The organism is Salinispora sp. H7-4, from assembly GCF_013416675.1.
In the GTDB taxonomy this organism is placed as follows: Bacteria; Actinomycetota; Actinomycetes; order Mycobacteriales; family Micromonosporaceae; genus Micromonospora; species Micromonospora vitiensis.
Map to the genome: position 1 here is coordinate 1 of NZ_JABZED010000014.1, position 10,684 is coordinate 10,684.

Annotated in this window: 10 protein-coding genes and 5 pseudogenes; 7 read left to right on the forward strand and 8 right to left on the reverse strand. The window is 67.4% G+C overall.

The genetic code is table 11. The features are described 5' to 3' along the window. Positions 1-213: 213 nt before the first annotated feature. Complete coding sequence (locus H0524_RS10800) at positions 214-495, reverse strand: YrhB domain-containing protein (protein WP_309225071.1); 282 nt, start codon at positions 493-495, stop codon at positions 214-216. 611 nt (positions 496-1,106) lie between these two features. On the opposite strand from H0524_RS10800, the pseudogene H0524_RS25600 reads away from it, so the two are divergent. Continuing rightward, a pseudogene (locus tag H0524_RS25600) lies at positions 1,107-1,175 on the forward strand (hypothetical protein); the annotation flags it as partial. Between the two features lie 191 nt (positions 1,176-1,366). On the opposite strand, the gene xerC reads toward H0524_RS25600, so the two are convergent. Together xerC and H0524_RS10815 are read right to left on the reverse strand one after the other, a co-directional pair. Continuing rightward, complete coding sequence (gene xerC / locus H0524_RS25605) at positions 1,367-2,680, reverse strand: site-specific integrase (RefSeq protein WP_255435891.1); 1,314 nt, start codon at positions 2,678-2,680, stop codon at positions 1,367-1,369. A 323-nt stretch (positions 2,681-3,003) separates the two neighbouring features. Next, positions 3,004-3,666 carry a flavin reductase family protein gene (locus tag H0524_RS10815; protein WP_180198541.1) on the reverse strand — a complete coding sequence of 221 codons (663 nt, stop codon included), beginning with the start codon at positions 3,664-3,666 and terminating at the stop codon, positions 3,004-3,006. A gap of 66 nt (positions 3,667-3,732) precedes the next feature. Here H0524_RS10815 and H0524_RS10820 point away from each other — a divergent pair, with 66 nt between their 5' ends. The 4 genes from H0524_RS10820 (at position 3,733) to H0524_RS10835 (ending at position 6,288) form a co-directional block, all read left to right on the forward strand. Continuing rightward, positions 3,733-4,455 (forward strand): helix-turn-helix transcriptional regulator, encoded by a 723-nt coding sequence (locus tag H0524_RS10820; protein ID WP_180198542.1) that lies wholly within the window; start codon positions 3,733-3,735, stop codon positions 4,453-4,455. 422 nt (positions 4,456-4,877) lie between these two features. Further along, positions 4,878-5,453, forward strand: a complete 576-nt coding sequence (locus H0524_RS10825; protein ID WP_180198543.1) for a hypothetical protein — start codon at positions 4,878-4,880, stop codon at positions 5,451-5,453. 257 nt (positions 5,454-5,710) lie between these two features. Further along, the gene (locus H0524_RS10830) at positions 5,711-5,983 is read left to right on the forward strand and encodes a hypothetical protein (RefSeq protein ID WP_018741373.1); all 273 of its coding nucleotides are present in this window, start codon (positions 5,711-5,713) and stop codon (positions 5,981-5,983) included. Next, entirely contained in the window at positions 5,980-6,288 is a 309-nt protein-coding gene (locus H0524_RS10835; protein ID WP_180198544.1) for a hypothetical protein, read from the forward strand. The genes H0524_RS10830 and H0524_RS10835 overlap by 4 nt, the downstream gene beginning before the upstream one ends. 86 nt (positions 6,289-6,374) lie before the next feature. On the opposite strand, the gene H0524_RS10840 is transcribed toward H0524_RS10835, so the two are convergent. Then, on the reverse strand, positions 6,375-6,581 hold the full coding sequence (locus H0524_RS10840) for a hypothetical protein (protein ID WP_180198545.1): 207 nt from the start codon (positions 6,579-6,581) through the stop codon (positions 6,375-6,377). Positions 6,582-6,897: 316 nt separating this feature from the next. Between H0524_RS10840 and H0524_RS10845 the strand changes: the two genes are divergently transcribed. Next, a complete protein-coding gene (locus H0524_RS10845) occupies positions 6,898-7,719 on the forward strand; it encodes a trypsin-like serine protease (RefSeq protein ID WP_180198546.1) in 822 nt (273 codons plus the stop codon). A gap of 21 nt (positions 7,720-7,740) precedes the next feature. Here H0524_RS10845 and H0524_RS10850 read toward each other — a convergent pair. From H0524_RS10850 to H0524_RS10860, 3 pseudogenes are all read right to left on the reverse strand, one after another. Then, positions 7,741-8,708 (reverse strand): annotated as a pseudogene (locus tag H0524_RS10850) (AfsA-related hotdog domain-containing protein). Next, positions 8,705-9,082, reverse strand: a pseudogene (locus H0524_RS10855) (LLM class flavin-dependent oxidoreductase); the annotation flags it as partial. The pseudogenes H0524_RS10850 and H0524_RS10855, both read right to left, overlap by 4 nt. Continuing rightward, positions 9,079-9,303, reverse strand: a pseudogene (locus H0524_RS10860) (aminoglycoside phosphotransferase); the annotation flags it as partial. The pseudogenes H0524_RS10860 and H0524_RS10855, both read right to left, overlap by 4 nt. A 56-nt stretch (positions 9,304-9,359) precedes the next feature. On the opposite strand from H0524_RS10860, the pseudogene H0524_RS10865 reads away from it, so the two are divergent. Beyond that, a pseudogene (locus H0524_RS10865) lies at positions 9,360-9,509 on the forward strand (aminoglycoside phosphotransferase); the annotation flags it as partial. A gap of 13 nt (positions 9,510-9,522) precedes the next feature. Here the strand turns inward: H0524_RS10865 and H0524_RS10870 are convergent. After that, positions 9,523-10,684: Ig-like domain repeat protein (locus H0524_RS10870; protein ID WP_180198547.1), on the reverse strand; the 1,162-nt coding region annotated here is incomplete at its 5' end.

Below are 10,684 nucleotides of genomic sequence, written 5' to 3' on the forward strand. Positions count from 1 at the left end.
CCACCGGGTGAGCTGGGGCGACGACTTCAACACGTCGTCGATCTTCACGTACAGTGCGGTGGCGAGGGTGTCCCGATCGACGTGCACGTGGCCTCCATGGTCATCGTTGCTCAGCAACGTCGATCATGGACGCCCTCGCCTCTCTTCGCTGTCCCCGTACCCCTTGGAATAGATCGTCTAGCGGAGACGCCCAGTCAGCGGCACGTCATGCGTTCAGCCGAGGGTGGGCCGCCCCTCGGCGATCTGTTCTTCCACCGGCCGGCCGGACCAGGCCAGCCATGGCTCCGCGCCGGACTTGGGCACGACCACAGGTCCGTTGCCTGCCAACGAATCGTGTATGTCGCCTGACTCGATGAAGGCGCGTGACTGGTAGCCCACGGACCATGCGTTCTCGTACTCTCGCGCACCGATGATCACCCATTCACCGGTGCGGATCTTGTCCATGCGATTAGCAAGGAAGGCGAATGCAGCCTCGCGAGCCTCTTCATCGGTCACGCCCTGACCCTAACGCTGGGACGATATGCAGGACCGAGGCGGTGCCCTGTCACCGGCCAGAGGAGGTCGCGGAGCGCTTACGGCGGCGGAACATTCTGGCTAGCGTCCTGCCACCAGTTCGCTCACTTGCCCGCCCCGTGATCGCAAGCGATCGGGACGACCTCGTTCATCTGTGCTTTCAGGCGCTACCTGCTGGCCTCCGCAGAAGCCAACAGCGGTACCAGAGCGCACACCGCGGCGCATCTGCCGTCGATGTCCTCGAGCAGTCGGGGATGCCGCTCGACGAGCCGGGCGAGGCGGTGGTCGACTACCGCGTCGAGCATGGGCCGCGCCCGCCGCTGCAGGGCGGCCCGTAGCTGAGCCCTGCCGTTCGGCCGGCGAAGCAGGTCTGGGGACTGCGTAGACTTTTGTTTGGCCTGGGCGTGGTCCTTCCTGGACAGGACGTCGATCCTGTCCAGGAAGGACCGCTGGCAGACAGGAAGAACCCGGTTCAGCTTCCGGAGCCGTCGGCAGCGGAGCGGGAGTTCGCTCGGCAACTGGTCGAGCGGGCCAAGACCGACGGAGTCTCGCTGGTCGGACCGGGAGGGCTCCTCGCCGGGATCACCCGCACCGTGCTCGAGTCGGCGTTGGACGCCGAGCTGGACGCCCACCTCGACGACGCCGGTGTCGACGAGGCCATGGGTCGGCGGGTCAACATCCGTAACGGTCACGGGGCGAAGACGGTGCGGACCGAGGTCTCTTGGTGGCGGGGGATGGGTGCGGGGGAACCCGGTAGTGAGTCTGCCGGCCCCCGTTTACCCCCCGAAAACCCCTGCCAGGAGCTGACGAACAGTGACCAGGAGGAACAAGTATTTGACCGTGTTGATGCAGCTCAGGGCTTACTCGCGACAAGCGATGACATGCCCGGTGTGACTACGGTTGGTAACAAGGGGTCGTCGGTTCGAATCCGGCCGTCCCGACGCAGGTCAGAGGCCATCCGGTATCTTCCGGATGGCCTCTTTCGATCTTGTACAGCAGCGAAGTACAGCAACGGGTCATTGATCGAGGCTCTGACCGAGCTTCCGCAGGGCTTCCCGGGTGGCCTTGGATGAGACCTGGCTGTAGATCTCCATCGTGATGGAGAAGTCGGCGTGCCTGAGGATCGCCATCGCGACCCGGGGTGCACGTCCAGGTCGACTAGGAGCGAGCCGCACGTACGCCGTGCGTCGTGGACGGTGATCTTCGGAAGGTCGGCGCGCGCGATGCGGCTGTCGTAGGAGCGGTTGAAGTTGCGTGGCTCGACGGGCAGTCCGAAGCGGGTCGTGAAGATCATGCCCGTGTCATGCCATGCCTCGCCGGCTTTCTTCTGGGCGGCCTTCTGTTGCTGGTGGCGGTGTCGTAGCGCGGTAACGCAGATCGCCGGCAGCGGTAGGGGAGCGTCGGACTCCTCAGTCTTGGTAGCGCGGTGCAGCAGTTTCCCGCGTACCCGCTGGAGCTGCTTGTCGACGGTGAGGCCGATGTCGTGGTTGTCGCGGCAGTGCTCGCAGTACGCCTCGCCATGTGGAGGGCAAGGCTTGTTCCAGCCGTCCCACTCGATGTGTTCCCGGGCGAGTCCGAGGACTTCGCCCTTGCGGAGTCCGAGCACGAGGACCAGGACGTAGGCGGCGTAGAGGTAGTCGTTCCCGTCGCGGGGCGATTCGAGGAACGCGCGGGCCTGTTCGCTGTTCCACGACTTGCCCTTGCGGTTGCGGATCGGTGGCAGCTTCACCAGGGCTGCCACGTTCTTGGCGAGCAGCTCCTCGACGACAGCTTGAGCGAGTGCCGAACGGAGAACAGCACGGATTCCCTTGACTGTCCGGGCCGAGGGAAGGTCTTGCCAACACCGACCCACCGCGCAGCACTTTCGCTGGTGGTCGATGTTCCTCTTTTCTCTGGGCGCAGCACTGGCAGGGGCGAGGTTCGGTTCCACGATCTCGGCTAGCCAGTACGTCATGTAGCTCGCCAACGTGGGGACGTTCGTGGCGATTGGTCCGGCCTTGGCCTGCTGGTGTAGCCGGACCCACTTGTCGTGTACCTCATCGCGGGTCTTGCCGTAGGCGTACTTGCGGGTGCGTTTGCCGTCCGGCTTGGTGACCCAGACGTAGGCGGCGAATCCGTTGCGGTACGGGAAGATCGAGCCTTCACCGTTGGCACGCTTGCCGGCCATCAGGCGGCCTCCTGCCGCTCGACCTGCGTGGCGATGTACTCGTCTACCCACTCGGGCAAGATCCGACGATACTTACCATCCTTTACCGATCGCAGCTCGCCTGTAGCGATCTTCATTCTCACCTTCGACAGACCCTGGCACGGCAACGGCTGACGCCCGCTCGTCGCAGCGTGCGGATCACCTAACTCATTCACATCGGCTAGATCGGGATGCCGGCGCTAGCCCGTTTCGGCTACGGTCCGCGATGTGCTTCTTCAGCGGGTGGCCCGCCGAAGAAGAACTCGCCCAGAACGAATACGCGCGCCTGCCAGTCGGGCGGGCCTCTACGGACCACCCTTTGAGGAAGAACTCGGATTGGCCGCGGGTGTCTCGGAGCGAAAGCTGTGGCCGAGTTGGGCGCCGAGGCCGAAGTAGTGGCGGAAGTTGTAGATTAGTGGATTCCAGGCGCTGGGGTCGACGTGGTCGGTGCCGGCCACGACGATACCGGCGTCGGCGTGCACGGCGAGGACCTGGGCTTCGACGATGAGGAAGGCACCACCGGTGGCGGGGTGGATCCGGCTGGCCCGGGCCTCCACCTGTAGCGGGCAATCGGCGACCCGAGGGGGGTTTACCTGCAGTGAGTCCTGCGGGCGCAGGCCGGCGGCGGTGAACTTCGCAGGTTCGAAGCGAAACCGGTTGCGTTTGCTGGCCGGTACCGGATGCCGGCCGGTCAGTGACGCGATACGTTCGACCGCCTGCCACTGGTGGGCGGCGGGTAGGTTGATGACCATCTCGGGACGTGCGGTGAGGTTGTGGCCGCTCTGCCCGTCGGGGCCGAGGCCGAGTACGACGGTGTGGCCCAGTGCCCATGCCGACGAAATCGGTGCCAGGTTGGCACTGCCATCGTCGTTCTCGGTACTGAGCAGCACCACCGGGGTACCGAAATACAGGATCTTCGGGCTGATTGTCACGTGTGTGGCGGCAGCCGGGTCACTGAGGGTTGGCATAGGTGTCGAGGCTAGGCCTGAAACGTTTCGGTGGTCGCCGAAGCGTCGCCGTGCCATGCTCGGGCGATGGACTCCCGCGAGGCCGCCTCGGCGGTCGCAGGCTGGGCGTCGTTGCTCGCCGATGACACCCGGGCAACGGTGTGCCTGGCTCTGCTCGATGGACGGGCCTGGACACTGGGCGAGTTGGCCCGCTACGCCGGGGTGGCGGCGTCGACGCTGAGCCAGCACGCTGATCAGCTGGTCGCCGCGGGGCTGTTGGTACAGCACCGTCAGGGCCGACACCGTTATCTGCGGATCGACGGTGAGGCCGCGCCGCTGATCGAGGCCGTGGCCGCCGCGGCCGGACACCGCCCGGCTCCCACGCGGTCGATGGCGGGCGCACGTCGCAGACATGCTCTGGCGCACGCGCGGACCTGCTACGACCACCTGGCTGGCACCGTCGCGGTAGCCATAGCCGACGCGATGACCGAGCGTGGCCTGTTGACCTGGCGACACGGGTTGTCGCTGACCACTGATGGGGTGGCCTGGCTGGGTGATCTCGGCATTGCCATATCCGCGGCCGATTCGCGTCGTCGACCGGCACTACGCGCCTGCCTGGACTTCACTGCCCGCCGCCCCCATCTAGCCGGAGCGGTCGGCGCCGCACTGTGCCACCACGCGTTCACCTCCGGCTGGATCACCCGTATCGGTACCAGCCGTGCGGTCACCATCACCGTCGCGGGCCGTCAGGCCTTGATGCGACACCTGGGCATGGAGGAACAATCGCTGCGCCAGCCCCGGGCTGACTAGTCCGAGCCTACGTTCACGACGTCACCCGGAACCCTGCCCTGGCCCGTCCCTCCGCGAGCCGTATGGCCGCAAGGCGGGTATGGGGGTTTATATGAAAGTTGGACCGCCGCCACTGTCTGGTTGATGCCTGTTTGGGTGGGGTCGGGCACGGTGGTGGCGGAATCTCGGCGGCCGTGGGGGCGTTACACCCTGCGTACGGCCGAGGAGGCGCCCCGCACCCTGGAGCGGGTGCCGCCCGTGCGTGAGCCCTGGAATGATGGCGGCCCGCTGGTCGTTACACATGAACCCGGCGCCGCGCGGAGCCCCCAGGGCCGTGGTCGCCTGAGGATCTTCTTCTTGTTCTGTTGAGCGCCGGACGGTGCTCGCACCCACCCCGGACCCCCTTCGGGCGTGGGCGTCGACCCCCGAATGGAGCAACCCCCATGAACACGATTCTGCGTCGTAGTGTGCTTGGTTTCGCTGGTCTGGCCCTGTCCACCGGTGTCGTCGCCGGCCCCCTGGACACCCTCACCGACACCACCCCGGCCGCCGCGGCCGTTCAGGTTGCGAAGCCGGACACCGGCACGCTGATCCCACACGGCACCCAGGGTGAGCAGTCCCGCATCGACCTGGGTGACGAGCAGACCGGCAACGTGAAGGCCATCATCGAGGCCACCAAGAAGGCCGGCATGGACGAACGCGCCGCCGTCGTGGCGATCGCCACCAGCTTGCAGGAGTCGAAGCTGGAGAACCTGGGACACCTGGGTGACCGGAACGACCACGACTCGCAGGGCCTGTTCCAGCAGCGCCCGTCGAGCGGTTGGGGCAGCGTGGAGCAGATCACCGACCCCGAGTACTCCACCACCGCCTTCCTGAAGGGCCTCAAGCAGGTCGAGGGCTGGCAGGAACTCCCGTTGACCGAGGCCGCCCAGAAGGTCCAGGTGTCGGCGTACCCGTTCCACTACGCCCAGTGGGAGACCCAGGCCGCCGACCTCGTCGCCGAGCACTGGACCAGCTGACCCACCACACCACCCACAACCACACCCCCGCCCACAGACCTAATCCATCCAAGGGGGAAAGAAACTGTTGGCCGGCACCCGAACCGGGTGCCGGCCAACAGCCCTATCCACAACATGTGGATAGTACATGGGTACGAACCTGGTGTGAGACGTGCGAGTTGAGTCCGCCGCTGACGTGCCCTGCCGAGCTGCTCCTGTCTTCGAAAGAGGGAGTGCAATCCGATGCAAGTGTCAAACGATCGTTTTACGATCGTGGTGTGGGTTATGACTGGCTTCCCGAGGCCCTGGCCGCGCTGGTTGGGGTTGAGCCGCACGAGGCCGCGCAGGTGCTGGCAGCGCGGCGACGTCTACCGCTGGCCGCCGTCAGCGGCGGCGTGCGGTTCATCGCGATCATGGGACGCACCCAGGCTGGACGGCCTCTCGTGGTGGCGGTCCGTAAGGTCGGCGAGTTCAACCAGCAGATCATTGGTGCTCGGGAGATGACCCCGGCGGAGCTGAAGCGGTTCGAGGCGTGGGAGGTAGTGCGGTGAGTGATGACATGAAGCGGGCGGCGGAGGCGTTCGCCCGGGGCGAGGTCGACTACGACGACTCGGCCCAGGTCGAGCTACCGCCAGCGGCGGAGGCCGAACCGATGGTGATGCGCGGAGTCCGTCTACCAGTCGCGTTGGACCAGCGGGTCCGCTCGGCCGCCGACGCCGCCGGCATGAAGCCCTCCACTCTCATCCGCGAGTGGATCGAGCTCGGACTCACCGAGCTGGAACACGACCGGCCGGTCTCCCTGTCCGCGCTTCGCCGCGCGATCGCTCACGTCACTCAGGTCGACCGCGCCGCCTGAACCGGCCCACAACCGGCTCTTACGCCACCGGCTGTGCCGTCCTGTCCACCGGTTGGAGCATCCTCGACCTCAGCCAGACAGGCAATTCAGGGCGTGTTGAGTAGCCCGAACACAGCTGTGGCGTCGTCGCTGCGCTTGTTCCGAGGCCATCGAGTCCCGTCCGAGTCACTCTGCTCAGCGGCACGTACCTGGCGGATCAGCTCGGTCGCGCCCGATGCCTGCATCAGCTCCAGGGCGCTGGTCCAGTCGGTGCGCTCGCCCGTACTGCCGGCGGTGACATCGCCCTCGGACATGCTGCCCCCGCGGCCATCGCCCACCCGGCCGCTGTGCGGCGCTGCCGGCAGCCGTCCGCGCTGGACGGGTGCGCTGAAGTGGTGCTCGACGACGCGCTGATCGAAACGGCTGCGTGCGGGCCCGCGGGCATGTCGTCACCCTCGTCGCTGGTGTAGCAGCTGCATCAGATGGTCGCTTCGACGTGAGGCGACGGTGGCGCGTGCCGCGCCGTGGCATGCCGTATGGCGATTTCGTTCTATCGAACATCGCGCATGTTCGGCTACTATCGATATCTATCGATGGATGGCGATACCGCCGCAACCTCAGGAGTGTGAGATGGTCAGAAGACAACTGTTGCGCGCGTTCGGCGCCGTGCTAGCGGCGGTGCTGGCAGCGGCCGGGGTGCAGATCGCCACCGGTGCGCCGGCCGCCGCGGCCCAGACGGCCTACTACGACGCGAGCCGGGCAGGCGAGTTCCGTACGAACTTCGACCAAGGGGCCCAGACTGATGCCGATGTCACGCCGTTCGTCGTTGGCGGCCGGCCGGCGACCGAGAACTACCCGTGGCTGGTCTACACCTCGGGCTGTACCGGCACGTTGATCAAATCGGACTGGGTCGTCACGGCGCGGCACTGCCCGACACCGTCCTCGGTCCGTGTGGGTAGCGTCAACCGCACCAGCGGTGGCACGGTCGTCGGGGTCCGCCGCGCCATCAACAATCCCACGATCGACGTCAAGCTGTTGCAACTGTCCAGTTCGGTGTCGTACGCCCCGGCCCCGATCCCGGCGACGTCCGGGGCGGTCGGTACCGCTACCCGGATCATCGGCTGGGGTCTGACCTGTCCGTTCCGGGGCTGCGGTCCGACGCCGACGGTCGCGCACGAGCTGGACACGTCGATCCGGTCAGACGGCGCGTGTTTCGGCATCAACGGCCCGTACGAGATCTGCACCGACAACACCGACGGTGACTCGGGCGCCTGCTATGGCGACTCGGGTGGCCCGCAGGTTCGTCGGATCGGCGGGGTGTGGCACGTGGTCGGTGCCACCAGTCGGTCGGGCAACAACCACCCGATCTGTGCCACCGGTCCGTCGATCTACGGCGACCTGCCGTCGATCCGTTCCTGGATCGATGCCCGGGTCGGCGGCCTTCCCGCCTGAGCCTCTCGTCGAGTACCCCGGTCAACACCTGGCGTTGACCGGGGTACTCGACGCGCGGGCGGTAGCAACGTTGATCGCAGCACGCACGGTGCCGCCCTGCACCACCGAGACCGACCGCTCACCGTCAGTCGTGCCCGGCCGGGCCACGAGGTGCACTGGAGCGTCCAGTTCGACGAACGTGTCGAACGTGCCGGCAAGCCCGGTCATCACCGCCGCGGGTGGCTCGGGACTGGGCGCGGTGCCGAGCTGACGGGCCGCCTCGACGAGTAGGGTCCCCGGGACGTGGTCCAGCCGGTGGTCGAACAAGCCCAAGTGATCGAAGGGCAGCAGCACCCGTGCGGTGGTCTCATTCGCATCAGTACGAACCTCGGCCAGCAGCACGTCGGCGGGGACCAGGCGGCCCACGGCCGAGGGGGAGCCGCCCTGTCCCGGCACGGGCAGAGTTGGTCGGACCAAGGTGGCGGCCACCCGCCACGAGCCCGGCGGCGCAGCAGCATGTAGGCGGCCGGGGACACGACCGACGAGGTGATGAATGTTGATCCGATCGGCACGCCACCGAGTGCCAGCTCGCACCGGGACGTGAACGCGCGGAGCCGGCTGCCGACCCGGACCGCCGCTACGGTGACGTGCATTGTCAGCTTGGTCGAGCCGCCGTCGGGTCGTCGCACATAGGCGTCGGCCGGCACGGACATCTCGCAGGAGTCCATCAGGAATTGGGTGTCGTCGGCCAGGCCGAGGCCGTCGTGGCCGATGTAGATGACGAGCTGCCGGCACGCCTCCAATAGCAGCATCGGATCGAGACGGCGATTCGCCTCCGCGACGTGTGCCGCGTAGTACGCGTGTCGCTCGGGCAGCAACGCCGTCGCCGCATATCCGCCCGTGCCGTCCGGATGGACGTCGGCGAGGAAGGCGGTGTCAGCATGACGACGGTGGACAACCGCCGGTTCGACGGTCGGGTGAGGTTGGGTCAGTAGCCGGGTGTCGGTCATCGATTGGGCCCCTCCATGTTCTCGTTGAGGAGTCCCATGTGGGCGATCGCGGCGAGCGCGTCGAGGTGTTCGCTGGGCGACGTGAACCTGGCGCCGAGCATGCTCACGGCCAGGTGTGTGGCGCGGGCTTCACGCCACCGCCGCGCCGCTGCGGCGACACCGACCGCGCCGCCGTCGATGTAGCGGACCCGGCCGTGTAGGCCGATCGCCTCGGGGGGTCGCCCGGCTGTCTCCGCCGCCTTCGTCACGATCCTCCGGGCCGCGGTGAGCTCCGGCCCGGGCTGGAGACGGGGCATACAGCCGTCGCCGGTACGGCCCGCCCGGCGGTAGGCAGCTGGGCTGGTGCCGCCAATCCAGATGGGAATCGGTCTTTGAGTTCACGTGCTTCTCGCGGGGTGGGCCAGTCGGGGTCTTGGGTCACGTCGTAGCCGTAGGCGTGGGCCAGGCGGCGATGGGCGCTGTGTCGGCCGAAGCGGGTCTCGCCGACGGGCACGGCGACGAGATCGACCTGCCAGGGGCCGGTGCAGGTGGGGTCGAAGTCGCCGATGACGACATCGCCATCCGGGGCGCGGAGGAGGTTGCCCACGTGAGCGTCCGTTGTCGGCGGGAAGCCGTCGCGGCGGGATGCACCGGCCGCCGCCAACCACGCGGATTGCCGCCGCGGGCGTGCGCGTACCGCGTCTGATCATCCTCGACCGTGACGGCCGCTACCTCGACGCCGACATCGCGCTGTTTGAAGACGTCGGCGCGCTACGGCTGGAGGCGCTGGTGGAACACGATCCCGCCGCGGCGGCCAGCCCGACATGGATGGTCCTCACGCCCCGGGTGTTGGTCGGCGTCGGTGGGTGGCAAGGGTCAGGGCTGCGCCGGTGAGGGTGAGCAGGATTCCGGCGGTGAGGATGGTGGGCAGACTGGTGCCGGTTACTGGGATGGTGGGCTTTGGGACGGTGACTGTCGTGGAGTTGGATGTTGAGGCTGGGCAGTTGCTGTTGCCGTTGTAGCGCGCCTGGATGTGGTGGGTGCCGGGTGCCAGGTGTGTGACGGTGAGGGTTGCGGTGGTGGTGGGGTTGCCGGACAGGGGTTTCGTGTCCAGGGTGGTCGTGCCGTCGAGGAAGGTCACGGTCCCGGTGGGGGTGCTGCCGGTGCAGGTCACGGTAGCGGTGAGGGTGACGGGTTGATCCGGTGTCGGGTTCGGTGGGGACACCTGCAGGGTCGTGGTTGATGTTGATGCCGATGGGACGATAGCCAGGCTGTGGAAGCTGCCGCCGGCGGCGGCGGTGATTGTGGTGTCGACCGGCAGGTCCACCGCTATGGGGGTGCTGCTGTTGGTGGTGGTCCCGTCGCCCAGCTGGCCCGAGGCGTTGAAGCCCCAGGCCAGCATGGTGCCGGTGGAGGTCACCGCCAGACTGTGGCGGTAGCCGCCGGCGACGGCGGTGATTGTGGTGTCGACCGGCAGGTCCACCGCAACAGGGATGTTGCTGTTGCTGTTGCTCCCGTCGCCCAGCTGGCCGAAACCATTGGCGCCCCAGGCCAGCATGGTGCCGGTGGAGGTCAGCGCCAGACTGTGGCGGTAGCCGGCGGCGACGGTGGTGATTGTGGTGTCGGCTGGCAGGTCCACCGCAACTGGGGTGCTGCTGTTGGTGGTGGTGCCGTCGCCCAATTGGCCGGTGAGATTGGAGCCCCAGGCCAGCATGGTGCCGGTGGAGGTCACCGCCAGACTGTGGTGGCTACTGCTGGCGGCGATGGCGGTGATTGTGGTGTCGACCGGCAGGCCCACCGCAACAGGGATGTTGCTGTTGCTGTTGGTCCCGTCGCCCAGCTGGCCCGAGGCGTTGAAGCCCCAGGCCAGCATGGTGCCGGTGGAGGTCACCGCCAGACTGTGGCCGGTCCCGGCGGCGACGGCGGTGATTGTGGTGTCGGCTGGCAGGTCCACCGCTATGGGGGTGCTGCTGGTGGTGGTGGTCCCGTCGCCCAGC

Coding starts and splice junctions, on each gene's coding strand:
- xerC (WP_255435891.1), bottom strand. CDS start 2,680: ATGGCCGGCAAGCGTGCCAACGGTGAAGGCTCGATCTTCCCGTACCGC.
- H0524_RS10815 (WP_180198541.1), bottom strand. CDS start 3,666: ATGCCAACCCTCAGTGACCCGGCTGCCGCCACACACGTGACAATCAGC.
- H0524_RS10820 (WP_180198542.1), top strand. CDS start 3,733: ATGGACTCCCGCGAGGCCGCCTCGGCGGTCGCAGGCTGGGCGTCGTTG.
- H0524_RS10825 (WP_180198543.1), top strand. CDS start 4,878: ATGAACACGATTCTGCGTCGTAGTGTGCTTGGTTTCGCTGGTCTGGCC.
- H0524_RS10840 (WP_180198545.1), bottom strand. CDS start 6,581: ATGTCCGAGGGCGATGTCACCGCCGGCAGTACGGGCGAGCGCACCGAC.
- H0524_RS10845 (WP_180198546.1), top strand. CDS start 6,898: ATGGTCAGAAGACAACTGTTGCGCGCGTTCGGCGCCGTGCTAGCGGCG.